This window comes from Streptomyces sp. NPDC005863 (assembly GCF_042871345.1).
Taxonomy (GTDB): Bacteria; Actinomycetota; Actinomycetes; order Streptomycetales; family Streptomycetaceae; genus Streptomyces.
The window spans coordinates 1,192,733-1,218,407 of record NZ_JBIAII010000002.1; the positions used below are offsets into that span (position 1 = coordinate 1,192,733).

Here is a 25,675-nt window from a genome sequence, read left to right on the forward strand (position 1 = left end):
TTCCCTTCGTGGTCGGATCCGCAGCCGCATCGGGTGCCAGGTAAAACTAAACGACCGTGCGTTCATTTAAAAGGGCGTACCGGCACGGACAGCGGGCTACCGGGTTACCGGGTTACCGGGTTACCGGGCGATGAACTCCAGGGCGGTGTCGACGATCGCCGGCTCGGCGAGGATCTTCCGGTGGCCGAGCCCGCTGGTGACCACCAGCTCCGCCCGGTCCCCGTGCGCCGCCTTCAGCGCGCGGGCCTGCGCCACCGATACCATGTCGTCGTCCGTGTCATGGATGATCAGCATCGGCACGTCGATCTCCTCCGGCCGGCACGTGGCGTCGAACTCCTCCCAGGGGGCGGTCACTTCGGCGAACAGCCGGTGCTCGATGCGGTCGCGCAGGTCCTCGCGCAGGCCCTCGCCGAGCCCCAGGATCCGGGCGAACTCGTCGGGGAAGTGCCCGAAGTCCTTCACCGCGGCGACCGTGACCAGGCGCCCGGCCTTCACCTCGCCGCGCAGCGCGAGCAGCGCGCCGGTGGCGCCGAGGGAGTGCGCGACGACCGAGTGGAACGCGCCGTACGTCCGCTGGAGCCGGCCGATGATCTCGCGGTATTCGAGGATCGTCGTGGCACGGCCGCCCGAACTCCCGTGCCCGGGGGCGTCGAAGGAGACCGGAGTGAGGCCGAGCGCCTCCAGGTACGGCACGAACGCGGCGTACCGCGAGGCCCTCGACTGCCAGCCGTGCACCAGCAGGACGGGGCGCTCGCCGGTGCCCCAGCGGTACACCCGCACCCGCTTGCCGTTGACCGTCAACTCCTCGGTGGTGGCGCGCTCGTGGACGGCGCGTTCGGCGGGCAGGACCTTGCCGCGCCGCACCGGAATGCGGAAGAGCGCGAAGGCCATGCGGCCCGCGAGGGCGGGGGCCGGCCGCGCCACCGCGTTCAGCAGGGAGCCGACGAACAGCTCGGCGCGGCTCATGCGACCCCCTCCCCCGGGCGCGTCGAAGCGGCGGGTGCGGTCCGGCGCGTCGAGGCGGCGGGTGCGGCGGTCAGCCGCAGGGCCTCGTGCGCCAACTCGGCTGCGGCGCCCGTGTATCCGGCCGGATCCAGGAGCTCGTCGAGCCTCCCGCGATCGAAGCGCGCGGCGACCTCCGGCTCCCCGGCCAGCACCTCGGGCAGTGTGCGACCGGAGGCGGCGCACTCGTGTGCGGCCCGGCTCATGACGTCCTTGGCGGCCGCCTTGCCGAGGACGGGCGCGAGCACGGCCGCGAGCCGCTCGGAGACGATCAGCCCACCGGTGATGCCGAGGTTCTCCCGCATCCGCCCGGGCCGCACCTCAAGACCCGCCACCAGCTCGCGGCAGGTGTGCGCGGCGCCGCCGGCCAGGCGCAGACACTCGCGCAGCGGCTGCCACTCCGCGTGCCAGGCACCGGCCGAGCGCTCGTCCTCCGACAGCATCACGTGCGTCAGCACACCGGCGTACGCGGGGACTTGCAGGGCGGCCGAGCGGATCAGGGTGGCGAGCGCGGGGTTGCGCTTCTGCGGCATCGCCGACGAGACGCCCCGGCCCGCCGCGGCGGGCTCCGCGACCTCGGCGACCTCGGTGCGGGCCAGGGACTGCACGTCCACCGCGATCTTCCCGAGGACCCCGGTGGCCAGGGCGAGTTCACCGGCCAGCGCCGCGACCGGCAGGCGGTTGCTGTGCCAGGGCAGGGCCGGGGCGCTCAGGCCGGTCTCCGCGGCGAACCGTTCGGTCAGACGCCGCGCGCACCCCTCGCTCCCCCGCCCGCCGTGCCGCAGCCTCTCGTACTCCACGTACCCCGCCAAGGTGCCCGCGGCGCCGCCCAGTTGTACGACGAGTCCGCCCTCGCGCAGCGCCCGCAGTCGGTCCTTCGCCTCGCACACCGCGGTCAGCCAGCCCGCCGTCTTGAGCCCGAACGTCGTCGGCACCGCGTGCAGCGCGAGGGTGCGCCCGGCCATCAGCGCGCCCATGTGCTCCTCGGTCAGCGCGCGCAGCGAACCCGCGATGTGCTCCAGGTCCGCCACCAGGACGGCGAGGGTGCGGTCCGCGACCAGCATCAGGGCGGTGTCGAAGATGTCCTGGCTGGTGGAGCCGCGGTGCACGTGGTCGGCGGCCGCCGGGTCCTTGTCGGCCACCACCCGGGTGAACGCCTGCACCAGGGCGACCACCGGGTTGGCGGCGCCCCTGCCGAGCCGGGCGAGTTCGCGCAGGTCGAGGAGGTCGGCGCGGGCCAGCTCGGTGATGGTGGCGGCCGCCCGCGCGGGGACGGTGCCCAGCGCGGCCTGGGCCCGGGCGAGGGCCGCCTCGGCGTCGAGCATGGCCTGCAGCCAGGCACCGTCGGACGTCGCGGCCTCGGCGGGCGTGCCCGCGCGGACGGGGCTGAGCAGCCCGGCGTCGATGGTGGGTGGGGTGCCGGTCACCGGGTCAGCTCTCCGATCATCTCGTCGTGCCGGTCGGCGCCCGGGGCCAGGCCGAGTACGGCGAGGGCGACGGCGTCGGAGTCCTGCAGCGTCACGGAGTTCACGCCGGGCCGGATGCCCGCCGCGGTCGCCCAGTGCACGGACTCGGTGGGCACGCCGAAGACGAAGCGCCGCGGGTGCGGGCTGCCGTCCGCGTCGATCAGGTGGAACGGCGCGTCGGTGACGGCGACTCCGCCCGTCTCGTACGCGGATCCGTCGGGGTCCGTCACCTCGTGCGGGCGGCACTGACCGTCCTGTAGGAGCTGCAGCAGCAGCGGGTCGGCGGTCGTGCGCAGGTCGATCTCCGGCAGGCGTGCCTCGATCAGGGTGGTCGCCCGGGTCAGCGAGCCGGGCACGGCGGCCGACTCGACGGTGAACGCCCGCGTGGACTCGTCTGCGGCCGCCCGTGTGTCGGGGCCCAGCACGCGGAGCACACCGGCCTCGATCAGGGCGATGGCCTCCTCGATGCGCCGGGCGGGCGGGCCGATGGAGAGGAAGGCGTTCAGCGGCGTGTACCACGCGTCCAGGTCCTCGCGGTGCGAACGGCCCGTCAGGCCGCCGTGGTCGATGATCATGCGGAGTTCGTTGCGCAGGTCCCGCAGGACGTCGAGCGCGGCCTTGAGCGGCCCCGCCACGTTCCCCGCGCGCGCCGCCCGAAGGTCCTCGCGCAGATGGCCGACGAGCCACTGGGTGAACTCCTCGGGCGTGCCGAACTCCCGCCCCGTGTAAGGCCGTTCGATACGATCCCAGTCCCAGCGGTCCGCCGCCGGAATGCCGTACGCGTCCAGGATCTCCCGCTCCTGGACGCTGCCCGATGCGGCCGCCAGATACCGGTCGCGCAGCCGTCCGGCGTCGACGGGGCGGCCATCGCCGGCGAGCAGGGCGGTGTAGTAGACGGTCTCGACCTCCTTGGCGACCAGCGGCCACAGCACCGCGCGGAAGCCGATGCCACCCTCCAGCCGGGACCGCTCGCACAGGTCCCCGATCACCTCGGGGGTGAGGACGGCGGGCTCGTGGCGGCCGTGCGCGCCCTTCTGGTTCTCGCCGCGCGAGTGGAAGGGCAGACCCCGCCGGGAGCCCGCGACCAGGCGCGGCTCGCGGCCCGAAGGGCGGTAGACGAGCCCGGCCCCGGGCCCCTCGCCGCGGCGCTCGAACCTGCCGCCCCTGCCGAGCGTCAGGAGCGCCATGTAGTCGAAGAAGTTCAGGCCGAGCCCGAGCAGCGCGACCGTCTCGCCGGGCCGTACGGGTGAGAGGTCCACGTCGGCGGGGTTGGCGGGCGCCACGTAACCGAGGCCGTGCGCCCGTGCGAAGCCGCCGAGTTCACGCTGGCGGGGTGAGCGGCGCACCGGCAGATGTCCCTGGGCGAGGACGACGGCGTCGAGCCCCTCGATCAGCGTGCCGTCGTCGAGCAGGACGCTCTGGGCGGCGCCGTCCGGCCCGTCCGCCGTGCCGGCCGCGTCGGCCGCGTCGGCCACCGAGATCGCACGGGCCGCGTGCACGACGGTGGTCAGCAGGCCCGCGGCCGTCGTCGCGACGCGCTGGAAGACCCACTGCAGGTAGTGGCCGTAGAAGGCGCGGGAGGGATAGGAGTCGGGTCCGAGCGCGCGGGCCTCGGCGAGGACGCGCTCGTCGTAATGCCGGTCGTCCATCGAGCCGATGAGGACGAGGAAGCGCGCCCATTCGTACAGGCTGGGGCCCGGCGAGAGCTGCCCGCGCAGCTCCACGCTCTCGTCGGTGAACATCGTGACCTGGGAGGCCACCGTGTTCATCAGCAGGTGTGCGGACTGGTCGCTGCGCCACACCTGTCCGGCACCGGGCGGGAACGGGTCGACCACGTGCACGGTGACCGCCGTCCCGGGCGCGGCCGACGCGGCGTTCGCACACAGCCGTTCGAGGACCGAGAGCCCGCGGGGCCCGGCACCGATGAGGCAGACGTCGAGCCGTCGGCTGGTCATAGTCAGTCTCTCCACTGCGTCGGAAGTCGTCTGGGCCCTGCCGCCCGGCCGGGCGTCGGCACCTCGGTCGCCGCCATCTCAGGTACCGGCCGCCGCACCGGTCAGGCGCGGTTCGCCCGAGGCCACCCCCGGGATCAGGCCGCGTCCCCGCACCCCGCGCACCAGGGCCGAGGTCAGGTGCGCCCTGCTGTTGCCGTACCGCTCGGGCGGCACGGCGGGCGAGGCGGCGCCCATGTCCCGCAGCGCCTCCACGAGGGTGCCGAGGTCGAGGGCGACCTCGGCGAGGACCTCGGCGACCGCCGTGGCGTTCGAGCCGAGGATGTCGGTCCACAGCTCCGCGTCGCCGCCGGCGATCCGCGTCACGTCGCGCAGCCCCTGCCCGGCGAGCTGGAGCTGGGACGCGTCCCCGTCGAGGAGGCGGGCGGCCACCAGGCTCGCCACCACATGCGGGGCGTGCGAGGTGAGGGCCACCGCCCTGTCGTGCGCGGCGTGGGCCATCACCAGGGGCCGTGCCCCGCAGAGCGCGGCCAACTCCCGCACCCGCCGCACGGTCGCCTCACCGGTCTGCGGCGTCGGCGTGAGCACCCACGGCCTGCCGCGGAACAGGTCGCCCTGCGCCGCGAGCGGCCCCGACTGCTCCCGGCCCGCCATGGGGTGGCCGCCGAGGTAGCGGGTCAGGTCGCAGCCGAGCTCCGCCGCCTCCTCCTGCGGCCGCACCTTCACGCTCGCCACATCGGTGAAGTCCCGTGCCAGCTCCCGCAGTTGGTACTCGTGCAGGGTCGCCGCGACATGCTGCGGGGGTACGGCGATGACGGCGAGGTCCACCGGCGTGCGCGGGAACCCGACGACGCCGGCCCCGAGATCGGCCGCGACCCCCGCCACCTCGGGGTCACGGTCGATGAGGTGGACGTGCACGCCCCGGCCCCGCAGGGCCAGGGCGACGGACGTACCGATCAGACCGGTTCCGACCACCGCGGCACTGCGCATCAGCGGCTGCTCCACAGCAAGGGCAGGTACTCGGGGTCGCTGTAGTCCGGCGTGCCCGCGGCGGTCCTGCGCACCAGCACGTCGTGGTTGTAGGCGACCTCGGCGCCGTCCGAGCGGCGGAACTCGCGGTAGCGGTTCTCGCCGTCCTGCAGGTGGAAGGAGATGGCGCGGCGCGGGCGGTCGCTGACGTTCGCGCCGCTGCCGTGGTAGGTGCGGCAGTGGTGGAAGTTGACGTGGCCCTTGGGGATGTCCACCGGGATCTTGCGGACCTCGACGCCGTTGTAGCGCGCGTTCTCCTCCAGCATGACGTCGAGTTCGCTGCGGTCGCGCTCGGCGAAGTGCAGCGACGTCGCGTCGTTCTCCGCGATCTCCTTCCACCGGTGGCTGCCGTCCACCATGGTGATCGTGCCCATCTCCTCGCCGCAGTCGTGGAAGGGGATGAACGCCGTCAGCATCCGCTCGGAGGTGCAGGTGGCCCAGTAGTGCCGGTCGAAGTGCCAGGGCACGATGTTCGACTGCTCCTCGGCCACCGGCGGCTTGAGGATCAGGGTGGACTGGAACACCCGGATCTGCTCGGCCTCGGCGATCCTCGCGGCGACCGCGCCGAGCAGCGGTTTGCGCAGGATGCGGCCGATCGTGTCGTCCTCGTAGTGGATGTAGTCGTTGTGGCGCTGGACCGGGCCGTGCTCCGGCTTCCAGTAGGCCAGCTTGGGCGGGCGCACCGGCAGGGTGCGGTCGCGGTGGCCGGCGTAGAAGTTCTCGCTCGCCGACTCCAGGAGGTCGATCTCCTCGTCCGTGAAGAGCTTCTGGGACAGGTACCAGCCGTGCTCGGCGTAGAAGTGGACGTCCTCGTCGGTGGGGAGGAGTGCGCGCTCCTCCTCCGTCAGGGCGAAGAGCGTGGGGTCAGATACGGTCACGGGTCTTCCTTCGGTGCGAGTGCTGCGGTGCGGGCTGCGCCGCGGATGCGGGGCTCCGGCGGTCAGGCGGTCGCCTTCTCGCGGGCCACGGCCTCGTAGAGTGCCTTGATGTTGCCGCTGCCGAACGTCCGGGCGCCGTGGCGGTCGATGACCTCCCAGAAGAAGGTCTTCCTGACGTGCGGGGACTGGGTGAAGATCTGGAAGACCTGGCCCCAGTGGTCCTGGTCGACCAGGACGTTGGTGCGCCGCAGGTCCTCGGTCTTGAGGTCCGGGCGGCCCATGCGCTCTTCCAGCTCGTCGTAGTAGGCGTCCGGGGTCTCCAGGAACCGCACGCCGCGCGCCTGAAGGGCGGGCACCGCGGAGACGATGTCGTCGGCCAGGAGCGCGAGGTGCTGTACGCCGGCGCCGCCGTGCCGGGCGAGGAAGCCGTCGATCTGGCCGGGCTTGCGGTCGGTCACCGGCTCGATGAGGGTGAAGGTCACCTTCTCGGAGGGGCTCTGCACCACCTTGGAGTCCATGGCCTGCTCGCCGACCTCGATGAACTCCTCGAAGATCTGGCGGAACCCGAAGACCTTCTCGTAGAAGGCGACGGTGGGGCGCAGCTGGCCCGCGGGCAGGCAGATCGCCGCGTGGTCCACGGTGTTCAGCAGGTGCGCGCCCTCGTCCGGGTCCTCGGCGATGATGTCCATCACGCCGGGCAGGAACTCGGAGCGGTCGCCGGTGCGCTGCACGAAGCGGTGGGCGACGTCACCGAAGCCGAGCACGGAGGCGGTGACGACCTCGGTGCCGTCCTTCGCGTGGGTGCGGGGCTCCTCGACGGCGGTGGCGCCGCGCTCCACGGCGAGGGCGAACGCCTCGGTGGCGTCGGTGACTTCGAACGCGATGTTGGCCACGCCGTCACCGTGCCGGGCCACGTACGCGGCCGCCGGGTGCTCGGGGGTCAGCGCGGAGGTGAGCACGATCTCGATGCCGCCCTGGCGCAGCAGCAGCGAGCGCCGGTCGGCCTGGCCCGTCTCGGGGCCCGCCTGCCCGCACACCCGGAAACCGAACGCGGTGCACAGGTAGAACGCCGACTGCTGGGCGTCACCGACGTAGAACTCGATGTGGTCGACAGCTCCGATGTCCACGATTGCCTTTCCTCTAGTTCCTCTAGCGCTTCTTGCGGCTGCTGGCCGCGCCGAGCAGCAGGCTGACGTTGTGCCCGCCGAAGGCGAACGAGTTGGAGATCACGGCGTCCACCCGCTGCTGGCGCGCCTCGCCCCGCACGTGGTCGAGGTCGCAGTTGGGGTCGACCTCGTCGAGGTTGTGGGTGGGCGGCAGGACGCCCCGGGAGAGGGCCAGGGCGCTGAAGGCCGCCTCCACCGCGCCGGATCCGCCCAGGAGGTGGCCCGTCATCGACTTCGTGCTGCTGATGGCGGGGGTGTTCGCCCCGAACACGGCCCGTACGGCCTTCGTCTCGGCGACGTCGCCGAGCTTGGTGGCCGTGCCGTGCGCGTTGATGTAGCCGATGTCCTCGGGGGCGAGGCCCGCGGTGGCGAGCGCGCCGCGCATGCTGTGCGCGGCCCCGTCGCCGTCGGGGCGCGGTGCGGTGGGCCGGTGGGCGTCGGTGGTGGCGCCCCAGCCGAGGAGGTCGGCGTAGCCCGCGGCGCCCCGGGCGTCGGCGTGCTCCACGCGTTCGACGACGAGCACGCCGGCGCCCTCGGCGAGCACGAAGCCGTTGCGGCGCCGGTCGAAGGGGCGGCTTGCGGCCTCGGGATCGTCGCCCCAGCCCTGGGCCAGCGCCCTGGCGTGGGCGAAGGCGAGGGCGGATGTCGGGTTGAGCGGGGCCTCGGCGCCGCCGCAGACCACCACGTCGGCCTCGCCGTAGCGGATCAGCCGGGCGGCCTCCGCGACGGCGTGGGCACCGGCGGCGCAGGCGGTGGCGATGGCCGAACTCCAGCCCCGTATCCCGTGTTTGATGGCGATGCGGGCGGCCGCCATGTTCGGCAGCATGCCGGGCAGCAGGTACGGGCTGACCGCGGTGGGCCCGCGCTCCGCCCTGGCCTGCGTCTGCGCCTCGTACGTCGAGAGTCCGCCCGCGCCGCTGGAGACGACCACGGCGACCCGGTGCGGGTCGACGTCGCGGCCGACGACCAGGCCCGCGTCGGCGAGCGCGTCGTCCGCGGCGGCGAGCGCCATCAGGGCGTAGCGGTCGACGAGCCGGCCCTCGCTGGGCGGCAGCACCTCGCGCGCCACGATGCCCGGCGCGATGCCCGCGACGTCGATGCTGCCCGCGAGCAGGTGGTCCTCGGGCGGTCTGCGCAGCCCCGACTTGCCGTGGCACAGCGCGTCGAAGTTCTGCGCGGCGCCGCGGCCGAGCGGGGTGAAGGCGCCGAGGCCGGTGACGACGGCGCCGGGCCCCGCGGTGGGTCGGGTCATGCCGCCACCCCCGCGGGAGCCTGGGCGGAGAGCAGTTCGCCGTCGAGGAAGCGCCGGCGCAGCAGGATCTTGCGGACCTTGCCGGTGGCGCCGAGGGGGATGCGGTCCGGGCTGACGACCACCACGCGCTCGACGGTGGCGGCCGCGTGGGGGTCCAGGGCGGCGAGCACCTCGGGGGTGCGGTCGGCTTCCTGGTCGGCCTGCGGGTCGAGGAGGAGCAGGACGGAGGTGGCGACCCGCTCGTCCGTCCTGACCGCGACGACGGTGCATTCGAGGACGTCGGAGCAGTCCGCGAGGACCTGCTCCTCGCAGAGCATCGTGAAGAGCCTCTTGCCGTCGCCCAGATCGACCGAGTCGACCATGCGGTCGACGTGGTAGTAGTAGCCGGCCTCGTCGCGGAAGACCAGGTCGCCGGTGAGGAAGTAGCCGTCCCTGCGGGTGCGGTAGGTGGTCACCGAGTCGTTCCAGTAGCCGAGCGAGAGCGTCGGTGCGCTGATGGCGAGCTGGCCCACCTGCCCCGTACCGAGCTTCTCGCCGTCGTCGTCGACGACCGCCACGTCGGAGAAGGCGTGCGGCTTGCCGATGCAGCGTCCGTAGCGGCTGGTGTCGGGCGTGTGGGTGATGTGGAACTGGGAGTGCCCCATCTCCGTGGAGCCGAGGCCGTCGACGAAGAACGAGCCCCGCGTGCGGACCCGCCCCTCGCTGGTGACGGACTCCCGGGTGCCGACGGCGATGAGCTTGCGGATGTGCGCCTCGTGGGCGCAGTCCCCGGTGTTCCACCAGGTCCGTACGGAGTCCATGGCGCGGGCCGAGAGGTCCTGGCCCGCGAGCTCCGACCAGGTGGTGGCGAAGCCGAGGACGGCGTGCGGCCGCCAGGACTCGATGGCGTCGAGCACCGGTCCGCCGGACTGCTGGGAGAGCACGGCGAGTTGGGTGCGGTTGGTCAGCGCGAGGTTGACCGCGATGACGGTGGCCGCGTGCGCCGAGGGCAGCGCGCCCAGCATCCGGTCGATGCCCTGGCCCTTGGGCAGCGAGAGCCGGTGGCGGATGGCGGCGAAGAGGCTGTGGTGCGAGTGGATCACGGCCTTGGGCAGCCCCGTGGTGCCCGAGGAGTGGGTGATGACCACCGGCTCGTTGCCGTGGTGGCGGTAGGGCTTGGGCGCGTCGGCCGGGTCGGCCTCGCCGAGGCCGGCCGGGTCGGCGAGGAGCGGTGTGCCGATGCCCAGGTCCTCGAGGGAGTCCCAGTGCGCGGGGTCGGCGATGACGCCGACGGCCCGCAGCCGCTTGATGTACTCGCCGGCCTGCTCGGCCGGGACCCGCCCGTTGACCAGGGCGGGGATCGCGCCGATGCGGGTCAGGGCGAGGTAGCCGAGCACCTGGTCGGCGCCCGCCGTCACAAAGACGGCGACCACGTCGCGGGGCCTGACCCCGAGGGCGTGCAGGGCCGCGGCGCGGGCCGCGACCCGCTCGCCCAGTTCGGCGAGGGTGAGGGCACGCCAGGCGGGGTGCCCGTCGACCTCGGTGTCGAAGGTGATGCTCGGGGCGTCGAGGCCGGTGCCCCGTTCGAGCAGCGTGGTCAGCACGTTGCCGACGCCGAGACCTTGGTCACCGGCGAGCTCTGCGCGCTCGTTCTTGGGATGCATTCCCCGTTGTCTCCGCTCTCTGGATCGTGCTCTCGGCGTACGGCCCGCGTGCCGGGACGGTTCTCGGACTCAGCCGGTCGTCGCCGCGGACGCGGACGCCCGCTCGACGATCTCCTTGACCAGGCCGGAGACGGTCAGGAGCGCGACGGTCTCCATCTCGTCCTCCTCGAACTTCACGCCGTACGTGTCTTCGACCTGGATGGCTATCTCCGCGACGGAGAGGGATTCGAGGTCCAGGCCGGCCGGGCCGAGCGGGGTCTCGCCGGTTACGTCGGAAACGTCGTAGTTCATGTTCTGCAGGGCCTCGATGATGAACTTCTCAACCTCAGCGGACATTTGATTGACTCCCGTTTCATGTACAGGCATCCAGGCGGTTCCCCGGACGCGGTGACGGTGCTGTGGTGCGCCACGGACGGCGACGAGCGGCGCGGGGCGCACACCTTGGTGGTGCGGGCCGCGGCCGGTCTGATCGGTGTCGCGCCGTCCGAGATCTGGTTGGAGCACGAGGCCGGGGGCCGCCCCGTACTGGGCGGTGCCGGCGCGTCGTTGCACGTGAGCGTGGCTCACGGGCGCGGGGCGCTGGCCGTCGCGGTGACCGGCCTCGCCCCCGTGGGTGTGGACGTGGAAGTGGTACGGCGGCTGCGTGCCGCGGCGATGGCCCGGGCGTGGCTGGACCCCGCCGAGGCGGCCTGGGTCGCGGCGCTGCCCGAGGGCGAGCAGTCGGTGGCGTTCTTGTGGCTGTGGACGCAGAAGGAGTCGGTCGGCAAGGCGCTCGGCCGGGGGTTGCGGCGCGGCGGCATGAGCCGCCGGGTGCCGCTGCCCGGTCAGTGGCCGCCCGGTGACGACGCTCCTCTGGCGCCGCGGCGGCTGCCCGGTGATCCGGATGTCGTCTCCGCGGCCGTCCGGGTGGACGGCGGGCGGCGCGTCGTCGGTGTCGCGCTGCACGGAGGCGCCGGTGACGCCCCGGGCGCGGGCGACGTGCGCCTCGACGTCCGCGAGGTGTCCGTGGCGGAGTTGGGCTGAGCCGGGGTCAGACCCCGGCGGCGGACCGCGCGGCGGCGCGGAGCACATCGGCGTTGCGCACCGGCTTTCCGGTGGCGGTGCGCGGCAGTTCGGGCAGTACGTGCAGGGTGCGCGGCCGCTTGTAGGGGGCGAGCCGGCCGGCGAGACAGTCCGCGAGGCCGTCGAACACGGCGCGTTCCTCGACCATCACGAAGGCTTCGATGCCGGTGCCGTGGACGACCACGGCCTCGGTGATGCCGGGCAGGGCGCTGATGGACGCCTCGATCTCCGTGAGGTCCACCTTGAGTCCGCCGACGGAGACCTGTGAGTCGAGCCGGCCGAGCACGGTGAGGAGTCCGGTGGCGTCGTCGTGGCTGCCGGCGTCCTTGGTGTGCAGCCAGCCGTCCACGAAGCGGGTGGGGTCGGAAGGGCCGACGTAGGGGGATGCGGGCAGGGCCAGCAGGATCTGGCCCTCGTCGACCCGTACCCGCATGCCGGGTGCGGGTGTCAGGCCCGGTCGGGTGGCTCCGGTGAGGTCGGTGGCGATGACGCCGGCCTCGGTCATGCCGTACATGACGCCGAGTTCGGCGTCGTAGCCGCGGATGAACCGCTCCCGGACGTCGGGCCTGACGAGTTCGCCGCCGGTGATCATGCGGCGCAGCTGGGGCAGCCGGGGCGGGTTCTGTGCGGCGGCGAGGACCGTCGCCTGCGAGGGGACGCCGAGGATGGTCGTCGGTTCGTCTCCCGCGGCGACCGCCTTGAGGATCCCGTCGACCGTCTGGCGGGCGGGCAGGACCACTTGGGCGCCGCAGGCGAGGCCGTACAGCAGTCCGCCGACCAGGCCGAGCACGTGCACGATCGAGGCGAGGACGACGATGCGCTCGCCCCTGCGGGGGTAGCCGTCGAGCCTGCCGTACCGGTCGATCTCCGCGAGCAGGCTGCCGACGGTGCGTCCGATGACCTTGGAGGGGCCGGTGGAGCCGGAGCTGAGCTGGAGCAGGATGTGCGGTGTGGCGGCCGGGCGGCCGGTGCGCAGGGGGGTGATCCGGGAGGTGACGTCGAAGAAGCCGCGGAGCGTGCCGCTGACGTCGGTGACCGGCTCGACGACCAGTTGCGGTGTCAGCCGCGCGATGGCCTTGCCCACCTCGTGGGTGGTCAACCGGTAGTCGAGGAGGGCGACTTGGGCCCCCGTACGCCAGCCGGCGAGCATCGCGACGACACAGCTGAGCGAGGGCGGCAGCCGCACCGCGACCACGCCTCCCGCGGTCAGTCCCGCCGCTTCGAAACGGGCCTGTTCGGCGGCGACGAGCTCGCGGAGTTCGGCGCGGCTCACGGCTTCGCCCAGGTGCAGGGCGACGTCCCTCCCCTCGCCCTGGAGCAATATGTCGTCGACCCAGGCGCCCTCGGTGCACCGTTTCGGTGCCGTTTCCCCCACTGGAATCCCCACCCATCTGAAAACCCGCGAACAACCCGAATGCCTTCGTGACGACATTGTCCATATACATGTCGGGCAGGTAGTCGCCACAACCCCACGGTGTCAGAACCACCGTTTCCCCTGGGCGACACCTCTATCGTTGCTCACTACCATCGAGTAATCAAGTGACGATTTCCGTCGAATAACTACTTCCAAGTAGCTTCCAAGCAGGCCCGCCGACAAGGGACTTGCACTTCTGTTCCACGGCATGCCGAATTACCCCTCCACCCGGTAAAAGGGCGAACGGGAATCGACTCAAGCAATTACAGGCGAAGGACCCGTATCAATGATGAAGAATTCCTGAATTCCCGAAGTCCCCCACTCGTGGCGCCCCCATGAGCGCCATCACTTCCTCGAACTCGTCCATCAGGACCCGGAGCACGCCGGCGACGCCCGCGGCCCCGGAATGCGCGAGACCCCAGAGCACGGGGCGTCCCACGAATACCGCGTCGGCGCCGAGACAGAGCGCCTTCGCGATGTCCGCGCCATGCCGGATCGTCCCGTCGAGGATGACCCGACAGCGCCCGTCCACGGCCTCGACGATCCCTTCGAGGGCGTCGACGGCCGGGATCGCAAAATCGAGCTGGCGGCCCCCGTGATTGGAGACGACGAGCGCCTCCACACCGTATTTCACGGCGAGTTCGGCGTCCTCGGACGCGAGCACACCCTTCAATACCAGGGGCAGAGAGGTGCGTTCACGGAGCCAGCCGATATCGCTCCAGGTAATGGAGGGGTCGAACTGCTCCCTCGAATGCCGGGCAATGGCGGATTCGCCCGCCACACCCCCGTGGGACGCGGCCATGACGGCCGGGTCGACGTTCACCGCGCGCATGCCCGCCGGAACGGCGAACCCGTTGCGCGCGTCCCGCGGGCGATGTGCCACGCGCGGCGCGTCCACGGTCAGCACCAGCGCCTCGTAGCCGGCGTCCTCCGCCCGCCGTACAAGCTCGGCCAGCGCCTCCCGCCGCCTGAGCCAGTACAGCTGCAGCCACAGGGCCCCGTTCGCCGCCTCGGCGATGTCCTCCAGGGTGCGGCTCGCGAACATGCTGACGGTGAGCGGCACACCCGCCGCACCGGCCGCCCGCGCGGTCGCCACCTCGCCCTCGGAGTGGGCCAGTTGGTGGTACGCCATGGGCGCGATGCCCAGCGGTGCGGCCCACCGCGAACCCAGCAGGGTCACGCCCGGGTCGCACGCGGAGACGTCGACGAGACAGCGGGGGCGGAGCCGGATCCGGTCGAGCGCGGCACGCCCCGCCGTGAGCATCGACTCGGTGCCGCTGCCCCCTTCGAGGAAGTCCCACACGGGCCCCGGGAGGCGCCCCTCGGCCTCGGTCCGGTACTCGCGCAACGTCAGCGCCGCCACAGTTCGTCTCCCCCGTATCCCCGTATCCCCTCGGCCGTGCGCCAAACTAAACGCACGGCCGTACAGTAACTGTACTCTTGCACAAAGCCCGCACGGTCGTCCACTTAGTGGCACGCGCTGTCCGACCGTTGGGACACGGACCCCCCGACCAGGGAGATTGAGGAGGTGGTGGGTGACCACGACCCGCACCGACGGGCGGATCGCACGCGGAAACCAGACCCGGCAGGTGATCCTGCGACGCGCCGTGGAGATCGCATCGGTGGAAGGCCTCGAAGGGCTGTCCCTGGGGCGTCTGGCAGGTGAACTCGGGCTCAGCAAGAGCGGCGTCTTCGCCCTCTTCGGCTCGAAGGAAGAGCTGCAACTGGCCACCGTGCGCGCCGCCATCAAGATCTACATCGAGTACGTCGTGCAGCCCAACCGCGAACTCCCCTCGGGGATACACCGGTTGTGGAGCCTGTGCATCAGCTGGCTCACCTACTCCGAACAGCGGGTCTTCCCCGGCGGCTGCTTCTTCTACTCCGTCTCGGCGGAGTACGACGCACGCGAGGGCAAGGTCCACGACACGGTCGCCGGCGCCCACGGCAGCTGGTTCACCTATCTCGAGCAGTCGATCGCGGAGGCGCGGGACGCGGGTGAGGTCCATGCCGACACCGACATCCCCCAACTCGCCTTCGAGCTGGTCGCCTTGCTGGAGATGGCCAACTCCGAATCCGTGCTGCACGCGAACTTCACCTGCTACGCGAGAGCGGCCGAGGGCATCCTGAACCGGCTGCGCGCCGTAGCGACCAAGCCGTCCCTGCTGCCCGACACACCTTGACCCGCACCACACCTTGACCCGCACCGCGGTCGACCGGACCGCGGCTCTGCCCGGAGGCACCATGGCATTCGATCCACAACTCCAGGCGCTGTACGACCAGCGCGCGGCGCAGGGGGTCCGCCCCCTGTACACCATGACCCTGCAGGAGGCGCGGGCCGCCGATCTCGCCGCCATCCAGGCCGACTCGGGGACCCCGGAGCCGGTGGCGCGGGTGACCGACGAGTCGATCCCCGGGCCACAGGGCCCGCTCCCCGTGCGCGTCTACCGGCCCGCGGGCGAGGGCCCGTTGCCGGTGCTCGTCTACTTCTTCGGCGGCGGCTGGACGCTCGGCTCCATCGCGACCAGTGACGCGATCTGCCGGAGTCTCGCCAACGCCGCCGGCTGCCTCACCGTCGCGGTGGGCTACCGCCTGGCGCCCGAGCACAAGTTCCCCGCGGCGCCGCAGGACTGCCTCGCCGGTCTGCGCTGGGCGGTCGAGCACGCCGGGCGGCTCGGCGGCGACCCCGCGCGGGTGGCCGTCGGCGGCGACAGCGCGGGCGGCAACCTCGCCGCGGTGGTCTCGCTCATGGCGCGCGACGCCGGGGGCCCGGACATCCTGGCCCAACTGCTCGTCTACCCCAACACCGACCACCTCGCGGACACCGCGTCGCGCCGCGAGAACACCGATCCGCTGCTCTTCAACGACAAGTCGGTGCAGTGGTATTGGGACAACTACCTGACCTCCCCCGAGGACGGCCTGAACCCCCTGGTCTCCCCGCTACGGGCGCCCGACCACTCCGGCCTCCCGCAGGCCCTGGTGATCACCGCCGAGTACGACCCGCTGCGCGACGAGGGCGAGCAGTACGCGGAGCGCCTGCGCGAGAGCGGCGTACCCGTCGAGGCCACCCGCTACCCGGGCGTGGCCCACGGCTTCTTCGCCATGGCGGGGACGCTGGACGCAGGCCGTCGCGCTGTCGAGCAGGCCGCCGCGTATCTGCGCACCGCCTTCGCCGACGCCCCGAAGAAGGACTGACCCCATGGCAGACACGACGTCGGACACGACGGCAGACATCACGGCAGACGTCACGGCAGAAAACACCTCCCCCGCATCCGCCGCATCGGCACCCGCGTCGGGGGCGCTCGCCCTCGGCGAGCTGCACGGCTCGCTCACCGACCCGGTGCTCGACGCGATGAACTTCCTCAACGAGGTCGTCGCGCGCTTCCCCGACGCCGTCTCCTTCGCGCCCGGCAGGCCCTCCGAGGGCACGTTCGAACCCGAGGACCTCGCACGCCATCTCCGTTCCTACGCCGACCACTTGGAGCGGGAGCGCGGCTGGACGCGTGACCAGGTGCGCACGGTGCTCTTCCAGTACGGGCGCACCAACGGCATCATCCACGACCTCATCGCCCGCACCCTCGCCAACGACGAGGGCATCGTCGTGAGCCCGGAGTCGGTGGTCGTGACGACCGGCTGCCAGGAGGCGATGCTGCTCACCCTGCGGGCCCTCTTCGCCCGGCCCGAGGACACCCTGCTCGTCAGCTCGCCCTGCTACGTGGGGGTCACCGGCGCCGCACGCGTGCTCGACATCGCCGTGCGCCCCGTCGCGGAGGGCGCCGCGGGCCCGGACCCCGACGCGGTCCTGGCCGCCGTGCGGGAGACCCGGGCCGAGGGACGACGGCCGCGCGCCCTGTACGTGGTGCCGGACTTCGCCAACCCGTCCGGCGCGAGCATGACCGTCGCCGCCCGCGAACGGCTCCTGGAGATCGCCGGCCAGGAGGACCTGCTGATCCTCGAAGACGATCCGTACGGGTTCTTCGTGCGGGAGGGTTCGGCGCGGCCCACCCTCAAGGCCCTGGACCGCGGGCTCCGGGTGCTGCACCTGGGGTCGTTCTCGAAGACCGCGCTGCCCGGCGCGCGCGTCGGCTACGTGGTGGCCGACCAGGAGGTGGTCGGGCCCGCGGGCGAGCGGACGCTGCTCGCCGACCAGCTCTCGAAGATCAAGAGCATGACGACGGTGAACACGTCGGCCATCGGCCAGGCCGTCATCGGCGGATTCCTCGTCGAGTCCGGCTGCCGGCTGCGCGAGGCCAACGCGGAAGCCGTCGCGTACTACCGCACCAACCTCAACACCCTTCTCGCGGAGCTCGAACGGCACTTCCCGGCCGATCGCAGGCAAGAGCTCGGGGTCGACTGGAACCGTCCCGACGGCGGCTTCTTCCTCGTCGTACGCGTCCCGTTCGTGGCGGACGCCAAGGCCCTGGAGCACTCAGCCCGCGCCTTCGGCGTGCTCTGGACGCCGATGAGCGACTTCTACCTGGCCGGTGGCGGCGATAACCAACTCCGGCTCTCCTGCAGCGCTCTGACGCCCCAACAGGTCGTTGAGGGCGTGGGGAGGCTGGCCGCGTTCATCACGGAACGGGCCGCGGAGGCGGCGACCGGTTAGCGGGCCGCGTCACGCGACGCTCCCCGATAACTAAACGTACGGTCGTGCTATTGTTTTTCTGCCCGGGCACCGTGGGGACACGGCGACGTGCGCCGCGGCCGCCCTCCTGGGCACCACTCGCCGAAAGGATCCCCATGGACGTCCGGAAGCTCGACAGGACGGCCGTACTGGAGAGCGTCCGCATCCTGGAGCAGGCGGCACCCGAGGACTGGGCGGCGCCCACTCCGTGCGCGGACTGGAACCTCCGGGAGCTGGTCGCGCACATGGCCGGCCAGCACCGTGGCTTCGCGGCCGCAGCGGCGGGCGGCGGCACGGACCTCTCCGTGTGGCGGCCCGCCGAACTCGGCGACGACCCGGTGCGGACCTACCGCGCCGCCGCCGACGAAGTCCTCGAAGCCTTCGCCCAACCCGGCGCGCTCACCCGCGAGTTCGCCCTGCCGGAGATCAGTACGACGATCACCTTCCCGGCCCCGGTCGCCATCGGGTTCCACTTCCTCGACCACGTCGTGCACGGCTGGGACGTGGCGCGGGCCATCGGTCTCGACCCGCGCCCCGACGACGACGTCGCCGAGGCCGCGCTGGTCTTCGCGCTGCGGGTGCCCGACGACGAGCGCAGGCACGGGCCCGACGCGCAGTTCCGCCCCGCGCTGGCCCCGGCCCGGGGAGCCGGGACGCTCGACCTCGCCCTCGCGGCGCTCGGGCGCACACCCGACTGGACCGCTCCGGCCGACCGCGAGCAGGGCGCCCGGGACATCACCGCAGCACCGACCCACAGGGAGACATCCATGCTTGCCGACCTCAGGACCCACGTCGCGCGCCGGCTCGGCCTGCCGCAGGAGGAGGTCTTCGACGGGCGGCCGCTCTCCGCCGTCCTGGTCGCGTCGCCGGACGCCATCAACTCCATCGACCTGCTCGACGCGTTCGCGGGCGCCCTCGCCGACACCGGCGTCGACGACGACGTGGAACTGCCGACCATGACGCTCGACCACACCGCCGAGGACGTCGTCACGGCGCTGGGCAAGCAGCTCGCCACCACCACCTCCTGACCGGAAGGCGTCCCGACCCATGCTGATCATGACCGACATCGTCAAGGAGCTCCGCGCGGGAGCCACCGTCAGCGATGTGCTGCGCGTCCAGCAGAGCTACCACGAGCAGCGCCGCTGGGGCACCGACACCCTCTTCGACGGCCGCAGGCTGTCCCGGCCCGCCCCGGGCGACAAGGCGGCGCTCTGGCACGCCTCGCGCGCCGAGCTCACCACCCAGCCCGCCGGCATCCGGCTCGCCGTGGACGGCGTGAAGCTGGCCAACGAGATACGCGAGACCAATCCGCTCGGCGCCAACGTCCTGCACATCGCCGCGGCCTGGTCGGCCCGGTACTGGCTGGAGGAGGAGGCGCACCACGAGGTCGCCTTCGGCCGGCTCATGGAGATGGCGGGCGTCGACCCGATCGACGAGGACGAGGTGATCGAGCACCGGGGCGCCTTCCCCACCGACAACTACGCCCGGGTGTGCATCCTCCAGGCCTGCGTCGAGATCGAGGCCTGCGTCTCGTACGGCTGGCAGTCCCGCACCACGGAGGACGGCCTGGTGCGTGACGTCTTCCACACGATCATGAAGGACGAGGTGCAGCACCGGCAGTACTTCGCCTCCTTCGCCAAGGCCCTCGTCGAGTCCGGGGTCTACCCCATCAAGGACGTCCTCTCGATGGCGTACACCTGGGTCCGCCCCGACGGCGGCGAGACGTTCGGCTCGGCCCGTGCGGCGCAGACCGAGCGCGAGGGCTTCGTCAACTGGTGGGAGAGGACCCGCAACGCCGAGGAGGAGTTCGGCCTCGGCGACGACGCGCTGCACGAGGGCTCCGTCCACATGAAGAAGCTGACCAGCGTGTTCGCCCTGGTCCGCGAGGTGACCGGCATCCACACCCAGTCGTACGAGGACCTCAAGCGTGCCTACTTCGCCAGCCTGCGGACGAACGATGTCGACCGGATTCGATCTGCAGTCCGTGACGGAGCTGCGCGAGAAGCGGCACTTGCTCGCTAGCGGCGCCCTGTTCACCGAGGGCGAGCGTGCGCACTGCCGCTCCCGCCCGAGCCCGGACGCCTCCCTGGCAGGGCTCTTCGCGGCCAAGGAGGCGTTCGTGAAGGCGCTCAGTTCGCTGGGCGGCGGGCCCGCGCACACCTTCCCCGAGGTGGAGGTGGTGCACGGCCCCGCGGGGCAGCCCCGGGTGCGCCTGCACGGAGGGATCGCCGCGTGGTGCCGGGAGCGGCTCATCGACGTCGAGCTGTCGATCAGCCACACCGGCGATCTGGCGGGCGCGGTCGTGGTGCTCCTGGCCCGGTCGCCGAGCGACGGAAGGGACACCGCCATGACCAAGGGACACACCCCATGACCACCGCCCCGCCGCCGACGCTGGAGCACACCTGCGAAGTCGCCCTGCGCCCCAACGACTTCGACTGGGCCGGCCACCTCAACAACAGCGTGTACGTGCAGCTCCTGGAGTCGGGGCGCTGGGAGTGGGGCCGGGCCTGGGGCGGTGATCTGCGCGAGAGCGCACCCGTCGCCGTGGTCCTGCAGCTGCGCCTCGACTACCTGGAGGCGGTCGGCTGGGACCCGGTCGGCCGGCTCGTCGTGCGCACCTCGCTGGCGGAGCGGACCGCGTACAGCTTCACGCTCGTCCAGGACGTCGAGCGGACCGACGGCACCGTGGTGGCCAGGGGCCGGGTCCGGCTCGGGCTCGTGGACCGCGACACCAAGCGGATCCGGCGGGCCGACCTCGACGCCCTGCTCGACCTCCCGAGGAGCACGCCATGACCGCGACCACCCTGCAGGAGGCCCTCGCCGGGCAGGCCCACCGGGCGGAGGCCACCGTCACCTTCGGCACCTCCGCGCGGCGGGAGCGCCTGACGTACCCCGAGTTCGCCGCGCAGATCGCCGCGGCGGCCGGCGGCTTCGCCGACCAAGGCGTACGCCGCGGGGACCGGGTGCTGCTGCGCGTCGGCAGCTCAAGGGAGGGGGTGCTCGCCCTGCTCGGTCTGATCCACCTGGGCGCGGTGCCGGTCTCCGTCAAGCCGCACGTCCCCGGGACGGCCGTCGAGCGGTACTTCGCCGCGGTGACGCAACAGCAGGGCGCTCGCCACGGTTTCCGCGTGTCCGGGCCCGGTCTGACCGAGCTCCGGCTCGTGCTGCGCACGGGGGACGCGCCGGGGCCCGCACCGGGTGCCCCGGAGGACGTGGCCTTCATCCAGTACACCAGCGGCTCCACCGGCATGCCGCGGCCCATTCCGCTCAGCCATCGGGCCGTCCTCGGCAACATCGAGGCGATCAGTGACGTCGCGGGCATGAAGCCGGGCCACGCGGGCCTCATCGCCCTGCCGCTCCACCACGACATGGGCCTCATCGGGGTGCTGACCTCGCTGGTACGGGGCATCGACCTGGTCGTCGAGGAGCCGGGCACCTTCCTGCGCAGGCCGCTCGCCGCCCTGCGCCTGGTCCGCGACGCGGAGGCCGTGCACAGCGCCTTCCCGGACTTCATGCTGCGCTATCTGGCGGCGCGGATCGGGGAGGCGGCGGGGCAGGAGGCGCCCGACCCCGGTCTGTTCGGTGCCTGGCGCACGGTCTTCTGCGGGGCCGAACCCATCCGTAAGCCGTCGATCGACACCTTCGTCGGCGCGACCCGCGGCTGGGGCTTCGACCCGACGGCGCTGGTGTTCTGCTACGGCCTCGCCGAGGCGGCTCTGATGGCCACCTCGCACCGTTACACGGACGCGGAGACCGCCTTCCACACCGAAGGCCCCGTCACCACGGCGTGCCTGGGCATCCCGATGCCCCGTCTCAACCTGCGGGTCGTCGACGCGTCGGGCCGGGAGTGCGGGGAGGCCGAGGCCGGCACCGTACAACTGCGCGGCGCCACCCTCTTCAACGGGTACGACGGGACCACCGATCACCGCGTCGCCTGGTTCGACACGGGCGATGTGGGGTGCCTGCGCTCCGGCCGGCTCCATCTGAGCGGCCGCAGGAGCGACCGCATCAGCGTCAACGGCGTGAACGTCTTCGCCGCGGACGTCGAGCAGTCGGCGACGGAGCTGCCCGGTGTCGCCGAGTGCGTGGCACTGCCGTACGAGGAGTCGTTCGCCCTGGTCGTGGTGGCCCGGCGGGGCGAGCGGATCGACCCGGCCGAAGTCGCCCAACGGGTGGCGGCCGACTTCGGTCTCGCCCCGCGGTCCGTGGTCGAGGTCGCGCACAGCGCCGTCGCACGCACCGCGAGCGGCAAGCCCGCCCGCACGCACATGGCCACGCTTCTTGAGCAGGGGGTTCTGGGCCGTCTGTCCTAGCGTCACCGCTGACCCTCGCCCCCGCCCCCGCCCCCGCGGTGCGGGTCGCCCCTGGGCCGGCTCCTCTCAGACGTCCTGGTCCAGCAGACCCGCGTCGTGCGCCAACAGGGCCACCTGCACCCGGTTGTTGAGGTCCAGCTTCGTGAGGATCCGCGAGACGTGCGCCTTGACGGTGGCGACGCTCAGATACAGCTCGGCGGCGATGTCCGCGTTGGAGCCGCCGCGGCCGACCGCGACGGCGACTTCGCGCTCGCGCTCCCCCAGCGTCTCCAGCCGCTCCAACGCCCGCCGTCTGCGGTCCAGTTGGGGGTCCACCCCGGCCACCTGGGTGATCAGCTGCCGGGTCACCGTCGGCGAGAGCACCGGTTCGCCCGCGGCCACCGCGCGGACCGCCGCGACGATCTCGGCAGGCGCGGTGTCCTTGAGCACGAATCCCGCCGCGCCCGCACGCAGCGCACGCAGCACCTGCTCGTCGGCGTGGAACGTGGTGAGGACGATGACCTCCGGCGCGCCGGGGCGCCGCCGCAGCGCCTCCGTGGCCGCGAGGCCGTCCATCGTGGGCATGCGGATGTCCATCAGGACGACGTCCGGGCGGAGTTCGGCGACGAGCGGGGCGACCTCGGTGCCGTCGCCCGCCTCGCCGACGATCTCGATGTCGTCCGCGCCGCCGAGCATGAAGGACAGTCCGGCGCGCACCAGCGGATCGTCGTCCACGAGCAGCAGCTTGATCGGTTTCATGACGCCCACGGTAGCCAGGCCTCCAGGTGGAATCCGCCGTCGGGCCCGCGCGCGTGCGAGAGTCTGCCGCCGGCCAGCGAGGCCCGTTCGGCGAGTCCGATCAGGCCCTGCCCGGAGCCGGGCACCTCGGGCACGTCGCCGGGCGGCGCGGGGTTGCGCACGGTCAGGGTCAGGCCCGCGCCGGGCGTGCCGTCGACGGTCACGGTCACCTCGGCGCCGGGGGCGTGTTTGCGGGCGTTGGTCAGGCCTTCCTGCGCGATGCGGTAGGCGGTGCGGCCGAGGGCTGCGGGCACGGCGGCAGGGTCGGCGACACGGCTGTCGAGGACGGCCTTCATGCCCGCGTCGCGGGACTCGGCGACCAGCGTCTCCAGGGCGGCCAGCGTCGGCTGGGGGCGGCCCGCGACGTCCGCGTCGCCGCCCCGCAGGACGCCGATGACCTGGCGCAGGTCCTGCAGCGCCTCGTGCGCGCTCTCCCGGATGACGCCCGCCGCCCGGGCGATCTCGGCGCGGGGTGCGTCGGGACGGAACTCCAGGGCCCCGGCGTGCACGCTGAGCAGGGTGAGGCGGTGCGCGAGCACGTCGTGCATCTCGCGGGCGATGTCCTCGCGGGCGAGGCGCTGGGCCTGTTCGGCGCGGAGCGCGGCCTCGTTCTCGGCGCGGACGGCGCGGTCGCGCAGGCTGAGCAGGAGCTCGCGACGGGAACGTACGAACATGCCCCAGCCGGTGACCGCCGCGCTCGCCAGGACGCCGAACCCGACGGCGACGCCGTAGGGCATGTCGCGGTCGGGCCGCAGCCAGAACGTGAGCGGGACCACGGCGATCGAGGCGCCGCCGATCCACGCGACGTACCGGAACGGCCGGTGCACGGCGAGCGTGAAGAGCGCCACCGCGGCCGCGCCGCCCGCCGTGTCCGAGGCGATCCCGACCGGCACCATGGCGAGCGCGAGCCCGGTCGGCCACCGTCTGCGCAGCCAGACGGCGGCACAGGCGAGCGCGCCGGCGACCTGGTCGAACTCGGCGTATCCCGGGGAGACATGCGGGTTCGCGCTGACGGCGTCGGCGCCGATCATGCCGATGAGGACAGCGGCGCAGAAGCAGCTGAAGTCGACGAGCCAGTCGCGCGCGGTCCGCCTGGACCTGCGCCCCGCGCGGCCCGGGTCGAACTCCCGGGCAATGGCGGAGGGCAGCGTCCAGGGACGGCTGCCGGGCAAGGGACGGCTGCCGGGCAAGGGACGGCTGCCCGGCAGGGGACCGCCGTCGGGGGGCTCGGGGCGCCGCGTGGGATCAGTGCCGCTCATGGTCGACAAATCTACGCACCCGTGGCGGCCCCGCCCGCGTTCCGCGCATGACCGTCGACCAAAGTCGCGCGGGTCGTCGACTTTCGGACCACCCGCGGGGTGGATCCTCGCCCCGCGGCCGATGCCCGTGGCCGGAACGCGGAGCGAGGATCTCCGCATGAAGCAGCTACTGGAGTTTCTCGGTGTGATCCTGCTGGTCCAGGGTGTGATCGGCCTGGTCAACAGGTTCTCCGGCGAGCTGCGCGGCTGGGGTCTCGTACAGCGCCTCGACGTCCTCGACGGCTACGAGATCTACGCGAGCGTGGCCCTGATCGTGCTGGCCTGCGCGCTGTTCGCGGCCGTGCGGAGCGAAGGGACGGACTGAGGCGCCGCCCGAGAACCATCCATTCAGCAGCTTGGGTCGACTCAGCAGCTTGGGCCGACTCAGCAGCCGTGGTCGACCAGGTCGAACGACGCGTAGTGGTCGGCGGTGTAGTAGTCCTCCTGATTCTTCTCGCCGGTGACGATGCGGCGGGCGCCACGGTCCTGGGAGCCCGGCGTGATGACCGTGTACTCGTGGTAGTAGCCGGAACCCTGCTGCGGCAGCACGTTCTCGCGGTTCTGGAAGACGGTGCCGTCCTGCGGGAACGGGTAGGGGCCGCCCTTGCCGATCAGGTCGAGCGTGTCGTGCGCCTGGGCGGGCAGTGCGGAGTAACAGATGTCGCCGACCGCGGTGATCGCGTACGAGACCGGGGCGGTCGAGGCGGTGGGGGCGACGGGGACGGCCGGGGCGGCGGTCGCCGTGACCGCGGCGGGGCCGCCGAGCAGAAGGGCGGCGGCGAGGGCGGTGGCGCCGAGGAATCGGCTTCGTGGGGGGATTCGCATGGGTCCAGTGTGACGCGCGTAGAGGTTGGCGTGTCAACGTCAAGTCTGTGAAGTTTTCCGGGAGTTAATCACCCGTCACCACCCGGCAACCTGGCAATCCGGCCACCCGGCCACCCGGCCACCCGCGGAGAACCGTGTCCGATGACCGCCAGCCGACACCCCCGCGAACGACTTTCATTGAACCCGTAACCACTGAAAGTCACTTGGAAGAGGTTCGGACATGTCTTCTCTCAACGGCAAGACGGCCCTGGTCACCGGCGGCAGCCGCGGCATCGGCGCGGCGATCGCGCTGCGTCTCGCCGCGGACGGCGCCGACGTCGCGATCACCTTCGTACGGAACGAGGACGCGGCCCGCGAAGTCGTCGCGAAGATCGAGTCGATGGGCCGGCGCGGCTTCGCCCTCCGGGCGGACGCGGCCGACGCCGGAGACGCGGCGGGCGCCGTGGAGCGCGCGGCCGACGACCTGGGACGCCTGGACATCCTGGTCAACAACGCGGGCATCGGCGTGCTCGGCCCGATCGGCGACCTGACGCTCGGCGACGTCGACCGGGTGCTCGCCGTCAACGTGCGCTCGGCCTACCTCGCATCGCAGGCGGCCGCGGGGCTGCTGCGCGACGGCGGCCGCATCGTCTCCGTCGGCACGGCGCTCACCCGGTACGCGGGCGGGCCCGGCGGCACCCTGTACGCCCTGAGCAAGTCGGCGCTGACCGGCATGACCAAGGCGCTCGCGCACGAGCTCGGCGGTCGCGGCATCACCGTGAACCTGATCCACCCGGGCCCGATCGACACGGAACTCAACCCGGCGGACGGCCCGTTCGCGGAGCCGCAGAAGAACAACACCGCGCTGGGCCGGTTCGGTTCGGCCGACGAGGTGGCGTCGCTGGTCGGCTATCTCGCCGGTGACGACGCCGCGTACCTCACGGGCGCCGAACTCGCCGTGGACGGCGGCCACTCGGCGTAACCCGCCGCATGTGTCC

At 72.5% G+C, this 25,675-nt stretch carries 25 protein-coding genes; 11 read left to right on the plus strand and 14 right to left on the minus strand.

What is annotated here, in order from left to right; all coding sequences use genetic code 11:
- Positions 1–120 precede the first annotated feature (120 nt).
- The 9 genes from ACFYO9_RS11350 to ACFYO9_RS11390 form a co-directional block, all read right to left on the minus strand.
- A complete protein-coding gene (locus ACFYO9_RS11350) occupies positions 121–966 on the minus strand; it encodes an alpha/beta hydrolase (protein ID WP_358773630.1) in 846 nt (281 codons plus the stop codon).
- A complete protein-coding gene (locus ACFYO9_RS11355) occupies positions 963–2,429 on the minus strand; it encodes a lyase family protein (RefSeq protein ID WP_358773628.1) in 1,467 nt (488 codons plus the stop codon). Before ACFYO9_RS11355 ends, ACFYO9_RS11350 begins: the two co-directional genes overlap by 4 nt.
- Positions 2,426–4,423 carry an FAD/NAD(P)-binding protein gene (locus ACFYO9_RS11360; protein WP_358773627.1) on the minus strand — a complete coding sequence of 666 codons (1,998 nt, stop codon included), beginning with the start codon at positions 4,421–4,423 and terminating at the stop codon, positions 2,426–2,428. Before ACFYO9_RS11360 ends, ACFYO9_RS11355 begins: the two co-directional genes overlap by 4 nt.
- A 78-nt stretch (positions 4,424–4,501) precedes the next feature.
- Positions 4,502–5,410 (minus strand): prephenate dehydrogenase, encoded by a 909-nt coding sequence (locus ACFYO9_RS11365; RefSeq protein WP_358773625.1) that lies wholly within the window; start codon positions 5,408–5,410, stop codon positions 4,502–4,504.
- On the minus strand, positions 5,410–6,327 hold the full coding sequence (locus ACFYO9_RS11370; RefSeq protein WP_355805842.1) for a phytanoyl-CoA dioxygenase family protein: 918 nt from the start codon (positions 6,325–6,327) through the stop codon (positions 5,410–5,412). Before ACFYO9_RS11370 ends, ACFYO9_RS11365 begins: the two co-directional genes overlap by 1 nt.
- 62 nt (positions 6,328–6,389) lie before the next feature.
- Positions 6,390–7,454, minus strand: a complete 1,065-nt coding sequence (hppD, locus tag ACFYO9_RS11375; RefSeq protein WP_358773623.1) for a 4-hydroxyphenylpyruvate dioxygenase — start codon at positions 7,452–7,454, stop codon at positions 6,390–6,392.
- A gap of 22 nt (positions 7,455–7,476) precedes the next feature.
- Positions 7,477–8,745 (minus strand): beta-ketoacyl-[acyl-carrier-protein] synthase family protein, encoded by a 1,269-nt coding sequence (locus ACFYO9_RS11380; protein WP_358773621.1) that lies wholly within the window; start codon positions 8,743–8,745, stop codon positions 7,477–7,479.
- A complete protein-coding gene (locus ACFYO9_RS11385; RefSeq protein ID WP_358773619.1) occupies positions 8,742–10,388 on the minus strand; it encodes a class I adenylate-forming enzyme family protein in 1,647 nt (548 codons plus the stop codon). The genes ACFYO9_RS11380 and ACFYO9_RS11385 overlap by 4 nt, the downstream gene beginning before the upstream one ends.
- Positions 10,389–10,457: 69 nt before the next feature.
- A complete protein-coding gene (locus tag ACFYO9_RS11390; protein ID WP_355805831.1) occupies positions 10,458–10,724 on the minus strand; it encodes an acyl carrier protein in 267 nt (88 codons plus the stop codon).
- Between the two features lie 18 nt (positions 10,725–10,742).
- Here ACFYO9_RS11390 and ACFYO9_RS11395 point away from each other — a divergent pair, with 18 nt between their 5' ends.
- On the plus strand, positions 10,743–11,411 hold the full coding sequence (locus ACFYO9_RS11395; protein ID WP_358773618.1) for a 4'-phosphopantetheinyl transferase superfamily protein: 669 nt from the start codon (positions 10,743–10,745) through the stop codon (positions 11,409–11,411).
- 7 nt (positions 11,412–11,418) lie between these two features.
- Here the strand turns inward: ACFYO9_RS11395 and ACFYO9_RS11400 are convergent, their stop codons facing one another.
- Together ACFYO9_RS11400 and ACFYO9_RS11405 are read right to left on the minus strand one after the other, a co-directional pair.
- Positions 11,419–12,825: a class I adenylate-forming enzyme family protein gene (locus ACFYO9_RS11400; RefSeq protein ID WP_358773616.1), complete on the minus strand. Its 1,407-nt coding sequence runs from the start codon at positions 12,823–12,825 to the stop codon at positions 11,419–11,421.
- A gap of 322 nt (positions 12,826–13,147) precedes the next feature.
- Entirely contained in the window at positions 13,148–14,227 is a 1,080-nt protein-coding gene (locus tag ACFYO9_RS11405; RefSeq protein ID WP_358773614.1) for an alpha-hydroxy acid oxidase, read from the minus strand.
- Positions 14,228–14,399: 172 nt separating this feature from the next.
- Here ACFYO9_RS11405 and ACFYO9_RS11410 point away from each other — a divergent pair, with 172 nt between their 5' ends.
- The 8 genes from ACFYO9_RS11410 (at position 14,400) to ACFYO9_RS11445 (ending at position 21,798) form a co-directional block, all read left to right on the plus strand.
- A complete protein-coding gene (locus tag ACFYO9_RS11410; protein WP_358711868.1) occupies positions 14,400–15,044 on the plus strand; it encodes a TetR/AcrR family transcriptional regulator in 645 nt (214 codons plus the stop codon).
- 61 nt (positions 15,045–15,105) lie between these two features.
- Positions 15,106–16,056, plus strand: a complete 951-nt coding sequence (locus tag ACFYO9_RS11415) for an alpha/beta hydrolase (RefSeq protein ID WP_358773612.1) — start codon at positions 15,106–15,108, stop codon at positions 16,054–16,056.
- A gap of 4 nt (positions 16,057–16,060) precedes the next feature.
- On the plus strand, positions 16,061–17,467 hold the full coding sequence (locus ACFYO9_RS11420) for a PLP-dependent aminotransferase family protein (RefSeq protein WP_358773610.1): 1,407 nt from the start codon (positions 16,061–16,063) through the stop codon (positions 17,465–17,467).
- A gap of 134 nt (positions 17,468–17,601) precedes the next feature.
- Positions 17,602–18,513 carry a TIGR03086 family metal-binding protein gene (locus tag ACFYO9_RS11425; RefSeq protein WP_358773608.1) on the plus strand — a complete coding sequence of 304 codons (912 nt, stop codon included), beginning with the start codon at positions 17,602–17,604 and terminating at the stop codon, positions 18,511–18,513.
- A gap of 19 nt (positions 18,514–18,532) precedes the next feature.
- Positions 18,533–19,507: a hypothetical protein gene (locus tag ACFYO9_RS11430; protein ID WP_358773606.1), complete on the plus strand. Its 975-nt coding sequence runs from the start codon at positions 18,533–18,535 to the stop codon at positions 19,505–19,507.
- Complete coding sequence (locus tag ACFYO9_RS11435) at positions 19,497–19,856, plus strand: holo-ACP synthase (protein WP_355805804.1); 360 nt, start codon at positions 19,497–19,499, stop codon at positions 19,854–19,856. The genes ACFYO9_RS11430 and ACFYO9_RS11435 overlap by 11 nt, the downstream gene beginning before the upstream one ends.
- A complete protein-coding gene (locus tag ACFYO9_RS11440; RefSeq protein ID WP_355805801.1) occupies positions 19,853–20,278 on the plus strand; it encodes an acyl-CoA thioesterase in 426 nt (141 codons plus the stop codon). Before ACFYO9_RS11435 ends, ACFYO9_RS11440 begins: the two co-directional genes overlap by 4 nt.
- Positions 20,275–21,798, plus strand: a complete 1,524-nt coding sequence (locus ACFYO9_RS11445; RefSeq protein ID WP_358773604.1) for an AMP-binding protein — start codon at positions 20,275–20,277, stop codon at positions 21,796–21,798. The genes ACFYO9_RS11440 and ACFYO9_RS11445 overlap by 4 nt, the downstream gene beginning before the upstream one ends.
- A gap of 66 nt (positions 21,799–21,864) precedes the next feature.
- Here ACFYO9_RS11445 and ACFYO9_RS11450 read toward each other — a convergent pair whose 3' ends face one another.
- Positions 21,865–22,536 (minus strand): response regulator transcription factor, encoded by a 672-nt coding sequence (locus tag ACFYO9_RS11450; RefSeq protein ID WP_358773602.1) that lies wholly within the window; start codon positions 22,534–22,536, stop codon positions 21,865–21,867.
- Positions 22,533–23,843, minus strand: coding sequence for a sensor histidine kinase (locus tag ACFYO9_RS11455; RefSeq protein ID WP_388666145.1), 1,311 nt, complete (start codon positions 23,841–23,843; stop codon positions 22,533–22,535). The genes ACFYO9_RS11450 and ACFYO9_RS11455 overlap by 4 nt, the downstream gene beginning before the upstream one ends.
- 148 nt (positions 23,844–23,991) lie before the next feature.
- Between ACFYO9_RS11455 and ACFYO9_RS11460 the strand changes: the two genes are divergently transcribed.
- Positions 23,992–24,198: a hypothetical protein gene (locus ACFYO9_RS11460; protein WP_358711854.1), complete on the plus strand. Its 207-nt coding sequence runs from the start codon at positions 23,992–23,994 to the stop codon at positions 24,196–24,198.
- Between the two features lie 59 nt (positions 24,199–24,257).
- Here the strand turns inward: ACFYO9_RS11460 and ACFYO9_RS11465 are convergent, their stop codons facing one another.
- The gene (locus ACFYO9_RS11465) at positions 24,258–24,698 is read right to left on the minus strand and encodes a ribonuclease domain-containing protein (RefSeq protein ID WP_358773598.1); all 441 of its coding nucleotides are present in this window, start codon (positions 24,696–24,698) and stop codon (positions 24,258–24,260) included.
- Between the two features lie 220 nt (positions 24,699–24,918).
- On the opposite strand from ACFYO9_RS11465, the gene ACFYO9_RS11470 reads away from it, so the two are divergent.
- A complete protein-coding gene (locus ACFYO9_RS11470; protein WP_355805784.1) occupies positions 24,919–25,659 on the plus strand; it encodes an SDR family oxidoreductase in 741 nt (246 codons plus the stop codon).
- Positions 25,660–25,675 lie beyond the last annotated feature (16 nt).